This window comes from Parabacteroides johnsonii DSM 18315 (genome assembly GCF_025151045.1).
GTDB lineage: Bacteria > Bacteroidota > Bacteroidia > Bacteroidales > Tannerellaceae > Parabacteroides > Parabacteroides johnsonii.
Genome location: NZ_CP102285.1, coordinates 484,433 through 502,450, shown reverse-complemented (window position 1 = coordinate 502,450; position 18,018 = coordinate 484,433). Strand labels below are relative to the sequence as shown.

Sequence of the window (18,018 nt, the reverse complement as noted above, 5' to 3'; positions counted from 1 at the left end):
ATATTGGGTTTATTTATTGTTTAACGCATCCACAATCTGTTCACGGGAGATCCGGATTGCCGGAAGGCCGGCACTCAGCAAGTTCAACAGCAGGGTGAAAAAGAGGGCAGCAACGAACAGGATAGGCTTGAAAAGCATCTCGAAGGTAACCGCCGTTTCCTTTGTCAAAAGAAACGACTTGCAAAGTTGAAGCAAAATTACAGACAGGACGATCCCGATCAAGCCCCCGATCAAGGTGATGATCAGATTCTCGCATAAGACCTGTGTCAGCAGACGTCCTTTCGTCGCTCCAAACGCTTTACGAAGCCCCATCTCGGAACGGCGTTTCTGGACGGATGACTGGACGACACCTGTCAGATTCAAGGTTGGTACCAACAGCAGGAACAACAACAAAGGAGCCGTTTGCGTCAAATATTCTTTCCATCCCTTCAATATACCTCCGTTCACATCGTTCGATCCCAATGCCACGTCCAATCGAGAGAACACGAAGTTCATCCCTAAGACAAACTCACGACCGGTAGCATTATAACGGCTGACCGCTTGCTTGATTTCCGTACGGATCGCATCAAAATCGCTCGCCGAACGAGCCAGGATAACCCCTTGGAAACTACCGCAGACACCTCCGCACGACATACTGTTCACATAATTCGTATTGCTGGTATAAGGAGCCCAAACATCTGCGTAAGCACTATTAGCTGCTCGCGTCGGAGCTTCCACCACTCCCGTTATGGTATACGGCACATATCCCATCAACACCTCTTTCCCGATCGGGTCTTCCGATCCGAAAAGCTTACGAGCCAACGTATTTGTAATGACCGCACAAGGCAGGCCTGAACTGAAATCCGCCTCCGTAAACGGTTTGCCGGAAATGAAGCGAAAATCAAAGACCTTCCAGAAACCGGGATCGGTATACTTTATCACATATTCCTCAAACAACTGACGGTTCGGCAACGAGACAATCGCTCTGTTGCTCGCTATCGCCGTCACCGCTTCGGGTGTTTGAAGCGGATAAAGACATTCCTTCACGACACCATCGGACATAGCGGTCGAATTCCGGTCTCCACTATTCCGTGAATCCGCTCGTATTCCCATGATATAAAGCATTCTACCACGGTTCGACTCCGGACGAAAACCGACCAGCTTGATTTGGAACTGGAGGATCACCACCAATATCATCGCGATTGAAAGCGCCGTTCCAAGGATCGAGATCACACTGGTGAGGCGATTCTCCTTCAACATCTGGATGGCTTGTTTAAAATACTGTTTGAACATATTCCTCGTTATTTATTATTCATAATGTAAAGCCTCTGCCGGATTCATCTTCGCAATCCTGCGTGCCGGGAACCAGATACCGACCCAGATCATACCGGCCAGCAACAGGAACGCACCACCGAAGGTGACAAGGAAGCGCCACCCCGAATAGGCCATCCGTCCCGTATCGGGCAAATCGAAATAGAGTATATTGACAATGAAGACCAGCACCAACGGTACCGTAAAGGCCAACAGCGAAAGCCCCTCCACATCAAGATAGCGCTTTAAGATACCCTGCGAAGCCCCCAATGCCGACCGTAACCCTAGTTCGCCCCGGCGGTATTGCGTCCGCAGCCAGAAGGTGCCGACGATGCCAAAGAAGACGTTCACCAGCATGAAGCCGACCAAAGCCGTTTTCTTCTTCAAATTGTCCAACCGCCCTTTCAGGATCACAGGACGCTGCTCTTCCAACGGGATCACGCAAGAGACATACAGGTTGTTCACTTCCAGTCGCTCGCCCATCTTGCCTAAGAAGGCATCCATCTCATCCGCCTTGAAACCATTCTTCATGCGGACGAGGCAATCCATGTTTTCTGCTTTCCTCCGAGAGACCCACTCGGCCACCTCTTCATCCGTGCGCATCAACTGGTAAAAGCAAGGGGTACTCACCTTGAACTCGTTCTGGCGGATAGGGGAAGTAACTGCGGCAATCGTTTCCGTCTCCGTGCTTTTGGCAAACCATTTGAGCTGCTTACCGACACAAGATTCCCCTTCAAACAACTCCTTTTCAAAATCAGAAGAAACAGCCAGAGTGCCCACGTTCTTCTCCACCACCGGGCGCAACTGATGCCCTTCCCGGTCTTTGATCCGCAACACATCGAAATAGGGAAGTGTCACCTCGAAGCATTGGTAATAGTTGGCTTTCACGCTCGTATCGGCATCCGCCCGCACCCGTTGCGACCACATGTTGCTCCAGGTGTAAGGGCAAGAAGTACTCGCCACGCAAATCTCGTCCACCTCCTCCGCCCGGCGGATGTTCTCCACCAAACGGATCAAGTCTTCCCCTTCCGATGTCGCCAGCAGCGAATCCGGTTGGTAACCCGGTATGCCGGCCGATTTCTTTCCTATGTTTATCTTATACACATTCGTGATATCGAAGCCCAACGGTTGCCGATAGATATACCAACTAACCAACATCGAGTCCATCATCGCCCAAAGCCCCCCGAACACCAGCAGCAGTTCCAGGAATATCCAGCCATTGCTGCCCCGCTGGTTCCAAATCATTTTCCATATATGCTTGACCATATCTCTTTTCCTCCTTTATTTAGTAAACTCTTCCCCATCTTTCAATGCAACCACGATCTTCTGCCGGGCAATCCGCAAAGCCGGAATACCGGCAGACAACAAGTTCAGCAACAAGCAAAACAGCAAAGCCGCTCCGAATGCCATCGGCTGGAACAACATCTCTCCACTCAAAGCCGTGTTCGTGCTCTCCAGCAAGAAATCCTTGCCTAACGAGAAGAACAACAGGGATAGCCCGCATCCAACGACTCCACCGATCAACGTCGTCAGGCCGTTTTCATACAACACCTGGCACAACAGGGTTCCGGTCGTCGCCCCGAACGCCTTGCGCACCCCCATCTCTGCCCGCCGTTTCTGTACGGCAGACTGCGTCACGCCCAAAAGATTAAGAGCTGGGACAAACAACAGGAAGAGCAACAACGCCCCGGTCTCCAACAAGTAATCCTTCAACGCCACATGCGCTTGTCCCTGGGAACCGATCGCCACATCCAACCGGGAGATGGGATTCCCCATGAAGTTGATCTTGTTATCCTGCTTCATCCCGTTATAACGTTCAACCTGCCGGTCCAACTCCTGCCGGATGGCCCTAAAGTCTCCCTTCTTCCTTGCCAAGAGGCAAACCGAGAAAGAACCAGCCATATTCTCTTTTATCGTATTGGCCAAAAGAACCCGATCGGTCGTATAAGGCACCCAAACAGACGCGAAAGCCGTATCAGCAGCCCGGCTGGCATCTTCCACCACCCCGCAAATCGTATAGGCAGCCATGTCGATGATTACGCTCTTCCCTACCACCTCCGTCGAGCCATAGAGCTTGCGTGCCACGCTTTCCGAGACGACCGCGACAGGAATGGCCGAATCGAAGTCCGCCTGCGTGAACGGTTTCCCCGACACGAAGCGGAAAGAGAAGACCTGCCAGAAGCCAGGATCGGTATATTTGATCTCATACCCCTTGTACATCCGCTTGCCCGGAATGGACAACGGCTTCAACTGCAACGCATAACCAGAGACGGCTTCCGGTATCTGCAACGTATAGAAACATTCCTTCACCGCCTCGGCCGACATATTCCCCCGGTTCCAACCATTGTCGGACCGGACTTCCGTCCCACCGTCCACATACATCATCCGGTCACGATTGTTCTCCGGATAAAAGCTGGCAAACTGTACCTGGAACACCAGGACCACTACCATGATCATAGCGATGGAAATGGCTGTACCCGCTATGGAAATCACGCTGACGAACCGGTTCTCTTTCAGCATGTATAACGCTTGCTTCAAATATTGTTTTACCATAAAGCCAATTATTTTTGATCAGTCCTCTATTTTCAATTTGTTCTTGTCCTTATAAGCGTTCATGTCCGAGACAACGACCTGATCACCTTCCTGCAGGCCACTAACCACTTCTACATATTCGAAATTACTGTCTCCCAACTGTACTTTGCGTTTCAACAACTGGTCTCCGTTTACGACAAAGAGTTCGTATTCTCCTTTTCCTACATAATAAGAGGAGTTGGCAATGCGAAGCACATCATCCTTCACGGCATTCATCACATAGATATCGGTCTTCAAACCGGAACGGAGACGTTTATGATTGTCTTCCTCCAATTGGACAGTGAAAGAGATCACGCCGTTCTTTGATAAAGGAGTAACATCACTGACCGTTCCGTCCAGTTTCTCACTGCCGATCTTAATAACAGCCTTACTGCCTGCGGCAATACGGTCGCCATAGGTGTCAGCGATCTCGCCTTCGATCTTGAAATGAGACAAGTCGGAAACGATTGCCACCTTAGCCCCCTGGCCTATCTGCGAGCCGATCTCGTTATTCACATAGGTCAGGATCGCTCTGCGAGGTGAACGGATCTGAGCATCTTCCAACGTGCGCCGGGTCTCGGCAAGGCTTTTGCGGAAGATATTCAGTTCCAGCTTTTTTACCTTCAGGTCCGCTTCAGCCAAGGCTTGTTCGTTCTTATATTTTTGCTCATCTTCCTTCAGTTTGAGGACACTCACATTATAATCAAGTTCCACCTGGCGGACTTTATCGGTTGTACCGGCTCCCAGGCTGTCTAAATAGCGTTCGTTACGGAGTTCGACAGCTTTGCGATCCAGTTCCATACGGGAGACTTTCAGGTTCATTTCCATCTCCGAAAGTTTGTTGTGGTTCGTCACACGTTGCTGTTCCAGTTGCAAGCTCTTCATCTGTTCTTCGTCCAACTGCTTGTTATATTCCGTCTCGGCGCTCTGCAAATCTAATTTCAGAATAGGCGTACCGATATCGACTGAATCCCCGCCCCGCTTATATACCTCCACGATACGGGAGTTGATCGGTGAGTTGATAATCTCCTCAAATGCGGGGATCACTTTGCCGGATGCACTGACCGAAACTTCGATCACTCCCCTGTCGACCGTCGAAATGTTGAGGTCTTTCCGTTTCAGACTGGTCTGAAGCATGGAGATCACCACTACGATCAGGACGATAAGACCACCGGCAACCACCCCTATCTTGATCAACTGTTTGCGCTGCTCTTTTCTCTGTACTTCTTTTGAAATCTCTCTGTCCATATTTACTATTATTTTAATTCTTCTTTTTCCAGCATTTCCACCTTGACGGCTTTCACAAGGCAAACTTCATGCCAAAAACATAAATCATTGATTACATGAAGTTATCTTTCAAAATAAGTGTTCAATATCGGACAGTGTGTTCGGTTTTGAGAAAACTTTTCCATCCCTGCTGTTGTTTATTCGTAACAAATTAAAACGATAAATTATGAACGCTAAAATTTCAGTCTTTACGATCTTCGCGAGTTTCGCCCTACTCTTTGCCGGCTGTAGCAAAGACGACGAAAACGTACCGGGCGGTATTGAACCTCCTAAAACTATCCTGGACGCTTTCAAGGCCAAATATCCGGATGCCCGCGACACAGAATGGACAGTCAATGACGATTATTATGTAATTGACTTTGAAAACAACTCTCTCGACAACACCGCCTGGTTCAACCATCTCGGAGTATGGGCCATGATTAAGACGGATCTGCCGCTTAGCCAGTTGCCTACAGCTATCTCGACCGATATCAAACAAGGCAAATATGCCGATTGGAAGATGGAGGAAGCCGATACCATCGGCAGAGCTGGAATGGGAACCGTATATAAGGTGGAAATAGAAAAGGCGGAACAGGAGACTGACCTGTATTACACCTTATACGGCGATCTGATCAAAGCGGTCGATAATGCTAAAGACGATGTCGACCAACCGATCACCGTCCCCGAAAAAGTGGCCGACCTAATGGAACTGACCTTCCAGGGAGCAGAGTTACTGGATATAGAAAACACGACTTTCGGTGTACAATTGGCAATCCTTGACGGGAAGACTTTAAAGATTGTCGAACTGACCCAGATATATACCTGGAAAAGTACGGCCTGGAAAGTTTCGGAACAGGAAGTCCCGACAGTTATCATGGACGCATTCAAGACCTCCGAATACGGAAGTGACCCAGTGGAATCTATCTATATGTTTACCGATGCCAACGGCGCATTCCACAAATTCAATGTCATACACAACGGGCAGGTTGTAACAATCGAGTTCGATGTATTTGGGAATATCGTCACCAACAAATAAAAAACAGATAGGCATCGGATTCATAACGGATGCCTATCCGCTTCCAATCCGATGCCTATCCGTTTTTATCGGGACAATCACGAAATTCGACTTATTCGCTGATCAGTTCTATTTTTGCACTTTTCACACCCGGAGCAGAAGCTTCGAAGACAATGACACCCGGTGTTTCTTCTGTCTGTACGACTGCTGTCAGTTGTCCTTTGAAAAGGGACATCTGCGGAGCCTGGAAAGATTCGAGTGACGAAGGATCACCGTTGGCAGCCGCACGATAAGAGCCGGAACCACGAACATTGAACTTCACCTTGTTCGTAGCGTCAGGACAGAGGTTACCGTTCTTGTCGACAACGCGAACATTGATAAAAGAGAGATCCTTGCCATCGGCTTTCAGGCGGTCACGGTCAGCTTCCAACTCGATGCGGTAAGGCTTGCCGGCTGTATGTACCACCTCTTCGGCAACGGCTTTGCCATCTTTGTCATAAGCCACCACTTTCAGAGTACCCGGCTCGTATTTCGTGTCCATCCACATCAGGCGATAGCGTTTCTGGCGCTCGAAGCTCTTTTGAGCGGCTTCCGTATAGCTGCTGTCCAGTTCGACGCTCAGATCTTTCGTGCGTTTTCCCTGACTCTTACCGTTGATGAACAATTCGGCAGAAGGATAATTCGTGTACACAAAGACAGGCGTCACTTCCCCTTCACGTCCCGGCCAGGTCCAATGAGGCAGAATATGCAACGTACGTGCCGTTTTGTTCCAATGGCTGCGGTACAGATAGAAACGATCCTTCGGAATACCCGCAAGGTCAATGATGCCGAACAGGGAACTATGGCTTGGCCAATCCGTATAATAGGGAGTCGGTTCTCCCAAATAGTCGAATCCGGTCCACACAAACTCACCGATACAATACGGCAAATCTTCATGCTGGATAAAGTCGTCCTCCGGCAAATTGGACCAACCGCAATGTTCCACATCATAAGAGGAAGCTTGGTGGTCATCATATTTCGCCATCGCCTTACGTTCGACCGGGAACTTATAAACACCGCGGGAACTTACCGTCGAAGCCGTTTCGCTACCTAAAACAATCCGCTGCGGCAACTTCTTATAGTTTACCTTATATTTGAAAGGACGGTAGTTGAAACCGGCCACATCCATCACAGCAGCAAAGTTATTGTTGACTACGGCATCCGGAGCATCCATTCCCTGCGTGACCGGACGTGTCGGATCTTCGCGGTGACAGATATCCTGCAACCATTTAGCAATCTTCGTATCTCCCTCATTCCACTGGTTGGGCACTTCATTACCGATACACCACATGACAACGCTCGGATTGTTGCGGAAGTTATGAAGCAAGTTCACGAGGTCTTTCTCCGCCCATTCGTCGAAGAGCAAATTGTAACCGTTCTTACATTTCGCCACGTTCCACTCGTCAAAGCTCTCCGCCATGATCATCATCCCCATTTCGTCACAAGCCCTTATCAGTTCGGGAGCAGGCATATTGTGGGAAGTTCGGATCGCGTTACATCCCATGTCTTTCAGTATCCGTATCTGGCGACGGATGGCAGCATCATTGACGGCAGCTCCTAACGGGCCGAGATCATGATGGTTACAGACACCCTTAAAGACAGTCCGCTTGCCATTCAGGAAGAAACCTTTGTCCGGTATAATCTCGATCGAGCGGATACCGAAAGGAGTCGTATAGACATCCTTCAGCTTGTCGCCTTCATACAGACGGGTTTCCGCAGAATACAAAGCCGGCATTTCAGGAGACCATAAGGACGGGTCTTGGATAACAAACTCCTGCTCTGCCTGATCATTGTTGTATTTCATCTGGGCAAGAGAAGTGCGGACAGCCGTCAGCTTCTGCTTGTTCGGGTTCCATACGCTGGTTTCTACGCTATATTTGGCGGGATCGGCACCTTCGGGAAGCACCACTTTGGTAAGCACGTTCACTTTGGCAAACTTTTCATTTACCGAAGGAGTCGTGATATAGGTACCCCAAACCGGGATATAGGCGTCTTCGGTAACGATCAAGTGAACATTCCGGTAAAGACCGGCACCGGGGTACCAGCGGGAAGATTCCGGCAGGTTTTCCAAACGTACAGCCAACGTGTTCTTCTCGCCCGGCTTCAGATATTTCGTGATATCGAAGTGGAAAGAGTTGTAACCATACGGCCAATAACCGACCTTTTGCCCGTTGATATAAACATTGGCATGGCTCATCGCCCCGTCGAACAGGATCGTCGCCCGCTTGCCGGCCTGGAACTGCGGGACGTCGAACTCGGTACGATACCAGCCCACACCGACGAACGGCAATCCGCCGGTACGCCCGGCATGCTCCATTGCCTCTTTCTGGCCATCCTGAGAAATGGCAACCTCCTGTTTATCGTTCTGGGAACTGAAAGGGCCATAGATCGCCCAATCATGCGGGACAGTCACAGACTGCCACTTGCTGTCGTCGAAAGCAGGCTTTATAAACTCATTGTTGTCTTCGCGGGTGAACTTCCAGTTTTTTTCCAACAAAAGCTCACTCCGTCCCTGTGCCGACAATACCGACACACACCCAAACAAGCCTACCAAAGCTGCGAAATAGATTCTTTTCATTCGTATTAATTGTTTTTGTAGTATTTAGCAGGGCAAAAATAATTAAATTTGCGACCTTAACAAACTAAATCTGCATTTTACAAAACATGTTACTACAATTACTCTTCGTTTTAGTTGCAATTATTATCGGTGCCCGCCTCGGCGGCATCGGGTTGGGGGTATTGGGTGGCCTGGGACTGGCCGTCCTCACTTTCGTATTTGGATTGGAGCCGACCTCCCCTCCCATCGATGTAATGCTGATGATCGTTGCAGTCATCGCCGCCGCCAGTTGCATGCAAGCGGCCGGCGGATTGGACCTGATGGTGAAGTGGGCGGAAAAACTGCTGCGCAAGAATCCCTCCAAGATTACGCTCCTTAGCCCGCTGGTCACTTATATCTTCACATTCATTGCGGGAACGGGGCACGTGGCCTATTCGGTCCTTCCCGTAATAGCAGAAGTGGCAACGGAAACGAAGATACGTCCCGAACGGCCATTAGGAATCGCAGTGATCGCATCTCAACAAGCCATTACAGCCAGCCCGATCTCGGCGGCAACCGTAGCATTGCTCAGTATGCTGTCGGGACATCATATCTCATTGATGGATATCCTGATGATCTCCGTCCCTTGCACGTTGATCGGTGTCCTGGCGGGAGCGTTCTGCTCGCTGCACGTTGGAAAGGAACTGGCGGAAGACCCCGAATACCTGCGCCGTATCGCAAACGGAGAGTTCACAAGCGATCAATACAGGACGAAAGGCGTCGAGAACCATCGTGCCGCCCTCCTGTCAGTCGTCATATTCATAGCGGCGACAATCGGTATCGTCCTGTTCGGCTCGATGACAGAGCTTCGTCCCTGGTTCAGCCTGCCCGATGGCAGTTCCCGGCAGATGCAGATGGCGCATATCATCGAGATCCTGATGCTCTCGGCTGCCGCCCTTATCCTGCTCGTCACCCGGACGGACGGCATAAAGGCCGTACAAGGCTCCGTCTTCTCCGCCGGCATGCAAGCAGTCGTCGCGATTTTCGGTATTGCCTGGATGGGCGACACCTTCATCGGCGGGAACATGGAGGAACTGAAAGGCTCGATCGAACATATCGTAACGGAAATGCCCTGGCTTTTCGGCTTGGCCCTGTTCGTGATGTCCATCCTACTGTTCAGCCAGGCGGCAACCATCCGGGCGATGTTGCCGTTAGGAATCGCCCTCGGCATCTCTCCTTACATGCTGATCGCCCTTTTCCCCGCAGTCAACGGCTATTTCTTCATTCCCAACTATCCGACCGTAGTCGCTGCCATCAACTTCGACCGTACCGGGACGACGCATATCGGCAAATATGTCCTAAACCATTCGTTCATGATGCCGGGACTGGTCGCCACAGGAGTGTCGGTGGCATTGGGGCTGTTGATAATCCAGTTGTTTTAAAGTAAAAAAGAATACTTCGACAATTGTTCTAGCTACAGAGAAGGTAGCATATACACAGTTATTTCAAATAGCCGGCGGTAATGATTGCGAAGAGTCGAACAGGTGGGTACTCAACGCCTGCAAGGCCCGTGTTTTATCCTCCTTCCGCATGACGAGCGAGACGTTGCTACTGCTGCCTCCATACGAGATCATGCGGACGGGAATATCTTTCAGAGCCTCAATAATCAGTGCCTCGAAGCCCACATTCCGCCACTCCAGATCCCCGACAACGCAGATAATCACCATCTCTTTCTCAACAAATACCGTAGCATAAGATTCCAACCGGGCGACAATCTCCTGCAAGTATTCCGTGTTGTCGATCGTAACGGAAACCCCGATATCGGATGTCGTTACCATATCGACCGCCGTTTTGTAGAACGCGAAAGTATCGAACACATGGCTCAAGAACTTATGGGACGGAAGTTGGTTTATCGACTTGATCTTGATATAAGTTATGTCATCTTTGGCAGCCACCGCCTTGATCCGTCCTTTCTCTGCGGTGTTGGAGATGAGCGTCCCCGGAGCAGACGGTTCGAAAGAGTTCAACAGACGAACCGGAATATTGCTTTCCTTGGCCGGGCGGATGCAACAGGGATGGAGAATCTTGGCCCCGAAATGTGCCAGCTTCGCCGCCTCCTCGAAGTTCAGTTGACGGACAGGTGAGGTATGGTTGACAACACGCGGATCGTTGTTGTGCATCCCGTCAATATCCGTCCATATCTGTATCTCCTCAGCATCGACAGCCGCCCCGATCAGGGAAGCGCTGTAGTCGCTCCCTCCCCGTTGCAGATTGTCGATATCACCGTATGCATTCCGACAAATAAATCCCTGGGTGATAAAGACAGACGTATCGGGATGCTGATCCAACAAGGCAACCAGCTTCTCTCGGATATAAACGGGGTCCGGTTCCCCGTCGGCAGTGATACGCATGAAGTTCAGTGCTGGCAGAAGGACAGACTCAATCCCTTGCTCTTGCAGGTAAAGATCCATCATGCCGGTGGAGATCAGTTCTCCTTGCGCCAGTATCACCTTCTCGTCAAAAACGGTAAAAGGTTTGCCAGAGAAAGACCAGACATGATTGAAATGCTCGGTGACCAATTGTAGGGCACGCTCTTTGTAGAGATCTGTCCGGTATAACGCTTCTATTTCCCGCGCATATTTCTGTTCCTGTTCACTGATCATCTTATTCGCCTCGTCCGGTGCTTTCCGGTAAAAGCATCCGGCGATACAGACCAGCGCATTCGTTGTCCCCGACATGGCCGAAAGAACCACTATCTTTCGTTCACTGCTACCTATTATGGATGCGACGTTCTTCATCCGCCGGGCCGAGCCGACGGAAGTTCCGCCAAATTTCAATACTTTCATACTGATTGTTTTGTTGTTTCTAAGCGATATTAAACATTAAAGGTAATGATAAAAGTACTCCCCTTGCCGACTTCGCTGTCCACACGGATCGTTCCACCATGGGCTTCGACAAAGTCTTTGCTGATGGCAAGGCCGAGACCGCTTCCCTGTACTTTCGTGCCTGGAACGCGGAAATAACGGTCGAAGATACTCTGATGGTAACGCGGATCGATTCCTTTCCCAAAGTCCTGCACGAATATTTCCACCTTCTTGTCCTCCTGGCGCGCACCGATAATGATACGACCATTCTCCGGCGTGTAGTGGATGGCATTGGAAAGGAGGTTCGTGAGTACCCAGGCGATCTTCTCGCTGTCGACAAAGAGCTTGGATATTTTTTCGGGATAATCCACTTCGATATGGCAATTGAAGCGCTCCGCCTGCACACGGTTTGCCTTGATCGCATAATCGATCAGTTCAATCGGCTTCGTGATCTTCGGGTTTAGTTGTAGCTTGCCCGTCTCTACCTGTGTCATTTTCAGCAATTCGCCGGTGATTTCGAGTAGGCGGTCGCTACTTTCACGAATGCTATCGGCAAGCGCGATCTGCTCGTCGTTCATTTCTCCGACACGTTTGTCCTTCAGCAATTTGAGACTCATAAGGATAGCAGATATCGGAGTTTTCAGCTCATGGGAGATAGTGGAGATAAAAGTCGTCTTGGCAGAGTCCAATTCCTTGAATTCAGTGATATTTTTCAAGAGGATCACATCACCCACATACTCTGTCTCACCTCCGTCACCATTCGTCACATGGATCGGGATATATTTAGCCTGGAAATAGCTTTCTTTATCATCAGCATAGATTTTCAAGGGCTCCTTCTTCTCGTCAGGCTGTATCAGTTCACGTACCAGCCGGCGTAACAGGTCGTTTTTCAACGCCAGTTCGGCAGCAGACTTTCCCATCACATTCTCACGTTTCAGATTCAATATGGTAAGCGCCTCGTCGTTAGCGAAAAGAATGGAACGGTCCCGGTCGAGCCCGATTATCGGTTCGGTAATGCTGTTGACAATCGCCTCGATATATTTTTTGGCCTGGATAATATCAGCCAGCGTGCTTTTCCTGTATTCCGTCAAACGTTCCGCCATCCGGTTGAACGAAGAGGTGACTTCAGCAAACTCCTGATTGTCGCCCAGATCGAGCCTCTTTTCGTAATTGTGGTTGGCAATCTCCAGGATACCGTCGGTCAGTTTACGGATCGGCGACGTAATGGAACGAGGCAAACGGATCAGGAAAGCAAAAGCGATCAGGATACAAGCCACCGCGATAATACAAATCCACAGCAATGCCTGGTCCGCCGTATGCTCGGCCACTTTACTCTTCCGGTAGATCGTCGACATATTCAGACTCATAATATCGTTGAGTGCCATCCTGACACGCTGTATAGTCGTGTCATTCAAGTTCTGATACATCGCCTCATATTGTGCGACCAGATGTGCCGTCGCCACATTCTCGTCGATCTCTGTGATATTCTTCTGCTGCAAATCCAGGTTCTTTTCAAACTCTGCGTGTGCCTGCGGATCGTTCTTGATCCGTTCGAGAGCATCCAGCATCCGGCGGGAATAGAGAAGCGAATTATAATTATCTGCCAGGATATTCTGCGTGTCGGAAGACATATCCGTAATATTCCGCACGGCCAGCCCACCCAGCAGAACGATCATCGTAAACAACAAACCGATTCCGAAGGTCAGTTTTGTTTTTATTTTCAGGCTTAAGAACTTGTCCATACGCTTATGCTATTATTATCAGATCAATATTCAACTGCGACAAACTGTTTAACAACGTCCTGTATTGGAAAACTGACAGCAGGACAGAACGAAGGCTGAATGAAGGTTTACCCACGCACACCGTGCTGATTTGTTTTTCCCTGCACACCCGGACGATACTTTTCGGGATGCTCTCGGACTGGATACGGATCACTTCGCCGCCCAGTTCCGTAGCCAATTTAAAATGGTTCGAAAGATAACGCTGGTTCGCCAACGGTATCCGGTCCATACTCTCACGCGGTGTCTGGACATACAGCACGTAGAATTTCGAATTATAGCGTGTTGCCAAACGAGCCGCCTTGCGGATCACCTTCCGGGGAGTCTTCTCGTGACTGCTGATACAAGCAAGGAACCGCTCGTGACGGACGCCCGTATTAACAGGGACCGAGTTTTCGACTTTCTTTTCGACCCGGAGCGCTACCTCCTTCAACGCCAGTTCGCGGAGTTGCAGGATATTTTCGGCTTTGAAGAAATTGTTCAGCGCCGTCTGCACCTTTTCCGGCTTGTAAATCTTGCCGGCTTTCAGGCGCGCCACCAGCTCGTCGGCGGTCAGGTCGATGTTGACCACCTCGTCTGCTTGTTCCAACACACTATCGGGAATGCGTTCCTTCACCTCGATGCCTGCAATATCCTGGACCTCCTCGTTCAGCCCTTCGAGATGCTGTATGTTGACAGCGGTAATCACACTTATTCCCGCTTCGAGGATATCCATCACATCTTGCCAGCGTTTTTCATTCTTGCTGCCCTCGATATTAGTATGCGCCAGTTCGTCTACAACCACCACTTCCGGATGAATGTTCAGGATAGCATCCAGATCCATGTCCTCAACTTCCTTTCCCTTGTAAAAAGACTTGCGACGCGGAATCAGTGGTAAGCCACCCACCAGCGCCTCCGTCTCGGTTCTTCCATGCGTCTCGATATAGCCGATCCTGACGTCTATCCCGCTACGGAGCAGTTCGTGTGCCTCCGATAACATCCGGTATGACTTGCCTACACCGGCAATCATACCGATGTAGACTTTGAAGTTGCCGCGCCGTGACTTTTTCAGCAAATCCAAAAAGTGTTGTACACTCTCTTCCCTGTTCATCCGTTTGAAAAACTGTTTACGGTTTCAAAGTAAAGCCAAAGACCAGATGTGCATCTTCCAACCGGGGATTCCAGATGGCCTGTGCAAAAATAGGCAAAGAAAACGAATCAGTGATCTTTATAGCGGTAGTTCCTTTCAAAGCCACGTTCGTAACAGCAAATCCGCTGGTATAGTATTGGGCAGCTTCGTAAGGAACCAACCCGCAGGTGGCGGTCAAGTCGACACGTTTCACCGAGAAAGGGTAGTTCAGTTCAACGTAGGAAGAATAGTTCTGGTTGCCTTCGGCATCCTTATCCTGTCCGGCGAACATCGTGTACCAAGCCAACGACAAAGGGAACTTTTCAAGCGGGAAAGTGTAGGCAAGCCCCGCCTCGAAATGATGGGCAGTTTCATGGCTCTTGAAATTAAAATACTTGTTGGCGCCTTGTCCCGCCCACCAGAGATCAGCAATGGACAGTGTCAACCCAGAAGCACCGAACGTATAGGCGGCAGTAAGGTCTATCTCCTTATTGGCAAGACCTTCGGAAGACCGGTAACCGTCGAAATCGGTCGATCCCCAAGCTGTCAGTGAGAAGCCGGCTACACTAAAAGCCAATGTAGGTTGGAAACTCGCACCTGTCTGGTACATGCCACGCCATATGTAAGAACTTACTAAATCACTCTGGACTGCAAATTTCACCCCGGTTTCATTTTCGGAAGCTTTTGCCATTCCGAATGAGCATAAAGAAACAGTTACTACTGCTGCTACTATCTTTTTTATTATAGAGTTCATAATTTATTCCTGTTTTATTTATTAATCCTTTCTTTCTAACTTTTCCAATGCCACGTTCAATTTCAGGACATTTACTTTTTCCGGTCCGAAAAGCCCCAATAGCGGACCCTCGATATGGGCGTTGACTATCGCCATGACCTTATCGGGAGAGATACCGCGTGCCTTCGCTACACGTTGCACTTGGCTATAGGCGGCTTTCGGAGAGATGTCGGGATCGAGACCGGAAGCGCTGGCTGTGACCATTTCGACAGGAACTTGCTCACGTTTCAGGTAGGGATGATATACGAGGAACGTATCGATACGTGCTTGTATGTCCGCCAGATATTCTTCATTGGACGGCCCTTTGTTGCTACCTGCCGAGCTCGAAGCATCGTAACCATCTCCGGCATGGGACGGGCGGCCCCAAAAATAAATATCTTTTGTGAACTGCTGCCCCACGTTAGCAGCGCCTACGATCCGACCGTTCAACTCGACCACATCGGCATTGCCTTTGTTGGGAGAAGCGACCTGGGCGAAAAGCCATAAGATAAAGATATAGCCAACACTGAATAGAATGCAGAAAGCAATCGTCAGTTTGAATGATTTAAACAGATTTGATATCATAAGATTCAATTTTTTTTCGTTTTTAATTGGGAAACACCCGCTACCCCCGGCAACCTTTCCGGACAACGTAGAAGCCTTGGCCGGGAGGCGCGCAGTGTCAAAAGATATTTATACTTAGAAAAATAGAGAAACAACCATGTCGATCAACTTGATCCCGATAAAGGGAGCGATCACACCGCCCACCCCGTAAATCAATAAGTTACGCCGTAGCAGAGCCGATGCCCCTATAGGCTTGTAAGCCACCCCGCGCAGAGCCAGCGGAATCAGGATCGGGATAATGACCGCATTAAAAATCACGGCACTCAAAATCGCACTTTCCGGACTGTGCAAATGCATGATGTTCAAAGCAGCTAACTGTGGTATCGCCACCATGAACAAGGCCGGGACGATCGCAAAATATTTCGCCACATCGTTTGCGATACTGAAAGTCGTCAGCGTTCCGCGTGTCATCAGCAATTGCTTACCGATCTCTACGATCTCGATCAGTTTTGTCGGGTCGTTGTCCAAGTCCACCATATTACCGGCCTCTTTTGCCGCCTGCGTACCACTGTTCATTGCCACGCCGACATTTGCCTGAGCCAGTGCAGGTGCATCGTTCGTCCCGTCGCCCATCATGGCGACCAACTTGCCCGCTTCCTGTTCTTTCTTGATGTAGTTCATCTTGTCCTCCGGCTTCGCTTCGGCAATAAAATCATCTACTCCGGCTTTCTCAGCGATATACTTTGCTGTCAACGGATTGTCACCCGTGACCATCACCGTCTTGACCCCCATTTTGCGTAACCGTTCGAAACGCTCTTGGATGCCGGGTTTTATAATATCTTGCAACTCGATCACCCCAATGATGAAATCATCTTGTGCCACCACCAGCGGCGTGCCTCCGTTACCAGTAATCTTCCCAACCAATGCGGCAACCTCTTCCGGATACTTGTTTCCGGCCTCCTCGCACATCTGGCGGATAGCATCGAAAGCACCCTTGCGAATACGGGTTCCGTCTTTCAGATCTACCCCCGAACACTTCGTCTCGGCCGTGAACTTGATCATCCGTGAACCTGATGTGCTCAAATCGCGGATGCGGACGCCACGTTCGCGTCCCAGTTCGACGATCGATTTGCCTTCCGGTGTCTCATCTGACAGGGATGCCATCAGACAAGCCTGCACAAAAGAATGTTCGTCGACCCCGGCTACCGGATAAAACTGTGTCGCTTTACGGTTGCCAATCGTGATCGTACCGGTCTTGTCGAGCAATAGGGTATCTATGTCTCCGGCTGTCTCTACAGCCTTTCCGGATTTGGTTATTACATTTGCACGCAAGGCACGATCCATTCCCGCAATACCGATCGCAGACAACAGTCCGCCGATCGTAGTCGGGATCAGACAAACAAACAAGGAGATGAAGGCCGCGATGGTGATCTGTGCTCCTGAATAGTCGGCAAGCGGTTTCAACGTGCCGCATACCACCACAAACACCAGTGTAAAACCGGCCAACAATATCGTCAAGGCAATTTCATTCGGCGTCTTTTTCCGCGAAGCTCCTTCGACAAGCGCAATCATCTTGTCGAGAAAACTCTCGCCCGGCTGTGTCGTTACCATCACCCGTATCTGGTCGGACAATACTTTTGTACCGCCCGTCACGGAACTCTTATCGCCTCCGGCTTCCCGGATGACCGGAGCCGACTCGCCCGTTATGGCACTCTCGTCGATCGAAGCCAGCCCCTCGATGATCTCGCCGTCGGAAGGGATCGTATCTCCGGCCTCGCAGATAAAGATATCGCCTTTTTTCAACTGCGAACTGCTCACCGTCGTAATTTTTCCACCAGCTTCCACCCGTTTCGCAGGTGTCTCTTCGCGTGTCTTGCGCAAACTGTCGGCTTGTGCCTTACCACGTGCCTCGGCAATCGCTTCGGCAAAATTGGCGAACAGTAGTGTCAGGAAGAGTACAATGAAAACCACTATATTATAGCCGAACGATCCCTGTGCCGTATCACCTCCGGCAGCCGACCAGACCGTCACCACCAACATGACGAAGGTTACCACTTCGACAATAAACATGATCGGGTTGCGGAACATCGTTCGAGGGTCCAACTTCACGAACGACTGTTTCAGACTTTCTATTACAAGCTCCTTCGGAAACAAAGAAGCAGATCTATTCTCTTTCATCATATTATTATTCAATTCTCAAATTTGAAACTCCGGT

General features: G+C 49.9%; 13 protein-coding genes. 2 read left to right on the top strand and 11 right to left on the bottom strand.

The window, feature by feature from the left end:
- Window positions 1-9: 9 nt before the first annotated feature.
- Genes NQ564_RS02230 through NQ564_RS02215 form a run of 4 tightly spaced genes read right to left on the bottom strand, consistent with a single transcriptional unit; the run spans window position 10 to window position 5,109 of the window.
- Complete coding sequence (locus NQ564_RS02230; RefSeq protein WP_008148883.1) at window positions 10-1,272, bottom strand: ABC transporter permease; 1,263 nt, start codon at window positions 1,270-1,272, stop codon at window positions 10-12.
- A 15-nt stretch (window positions 1,273-1,287) separates the two neighbouring features.
- Window positions 1,288-2,556: an ABC transporter permease gene (locus NQ564_RS02225; protein WP_021862036.1), complete on the bottom strand. Its 1,269-nt coding sequence runs from the start codon at window positions 2,554-2,556 to the stop codon at window positions 1,288-1,290.
- A gap of 15 nt (window positions 2,557-2,571) precedes the next feature.
- On the bottom strand, window positions 2,572-3,843 hold the full coding sequence (locus tag NQ564_RS02220) for an ABC transporter permease (protein ID WP_021862037.1): 1,272 nt from the start codon (window positions 3,841-3,843) through the stop codon (window positions 2,572-2,574).
- 18 nt (window positions 3,844-3,861) lie between these two features.
- On the bottom strand, window positions 3,862-5,109 hold the full coding sequence (locus NQ564_RS02215; RefSeq protein ID WP_008148891.1) for an efflux RND transporter periplasmic adaptor subunit: 1,248 nt from the start codon (window positions 5,107-5,109) through the stop codon (window positions 3,862-3,864).
- Between the two features lie 205 nt (window positions 5,110-5,314).
- Between NQ564_RS02215 and NQ564_RS02210 the strand changes: the two genes are divergently transcribed.
- A complete protein-coding gene (locus tag NQ564_RS02210) occupies window positions 5,315-6,163 on the top strand; it encodes a PepSY-like domain-containing protein (RefSeq protein ID WP_008148894.1) in 849 nt (282 codons plus the stop codon).
- Window positions 6,164-6,254: 91 nt separating this feature from the next.
- Here NQ564_RS02210 and galB read toward each other — a convergent pair whose 3' ends face one another.
- A complete protein-coding gene (gene galB, locus NQ564_RS02205; protein WP_008148896.1) occupies window positions 6,255-8,759 on the bottom strand; it encodes a beta-galactosidase GalB in 2,505 nt (834 codons plus the stop codon).
- 86 nt (window positions 8,760-8,845) lie between these two features.
- On the opposite strand from galB, the gene NQ564_RS02200 reads away from it, so the two are divergent.
- Window positions 8,846-10,159 (top strand): anaerobic C4-dicarboxylate transporter family protein, encoded by a 1,314-nt coding sequence (locus NQ564_RS02200; RefSeq protein WP_008148898.1) that lies wholly within the window; start codon window positions 8,846-8,848, stop codon window positions 10,157-10,159.
- Between the two features lie 63 nt (window positions 10,160-10,222).
- Here the strand turns inward: NQ564_RS02200 and NQ564_RS02195 are convergent, their stop codons facing one another.
- From NQ564_RS02195 to kdpB, 6 genes are all read right to left on the bottom strand, one after another.
- Complete coding sequence (locus NQ564_RS02195; protein ID WP_008148899.1) at window positions 10,223-11,563, bottom strand: aspartate kinase; 1,341 nt, start codon at window positions 11,561-11,563, stop codon at window positions 10,223-10,225.
- Between the two features lie 29 nt (window positions 11,564-11,592).
- Window positions 11,593-13,323: a sensor histidine kinase gene (locus NQ564_RS02190; protein WP_008154842.1), complete on the bottom strand. Its 1,731-nt coding sequence runs from the start codon at window positions 13,321-13,323 to the stop codon at window positions 11,593-11,595.
- A 4-nt stretch (window positions 13,324-13,327) separates the two neighbouring features.
- A complete protein-coding gene (locus tag NQ564_RS02185) occupies window positions 13,328-14,449 on the bottom strand; it encodes a sensor protein KdpD (protein WP_008154840.1) in 1,122 nt (373 codons plus the stop codon).
- Window positions 14,450-14,465: 16 nt separating this feature from the next.
- Window positions 14,466-15,221 carry a TorF family putative porin gene (locus NQ564_RS02180; protein ID WP_008148905.1) on the bottom strand — a complete coding sequence of 252 codons (756 nt, stop codon included), beginning with the start codon at window positions 15,219-15,221 and terminating at the stop codon, window positions 14,466-14,468.
- 21 nt (window positions 15,222-15,242) lie between these two features.
- Window positions 15,243-15,824: a K(+)-transporting ATPase subunit C gene (locus tag NQ564_RS02175; protein WP_008154837.1), complete on the bottom strand. Its 582-nt coding sequence runs from the start codon at window positions 15,822-15,824 to the stop codon at window positions 15,243-15,245.
- Window positions 15,825-15,938: 114 nt separating this feature from the next.
- A complete protein-coding gene (kdpB, locus tag NQ564_RS02170) occupies window positions 15,939-17,981 on the bottom strand; it encodes a potassium-transporting ATPase subunit KdpB (RefSeq protein WP_039848174.1) in 2,043 nt (680 codons plus the stop codon).
- Between the last annotated feature and the right edge of the window lie 37 nt (window positions 17,982-18,018).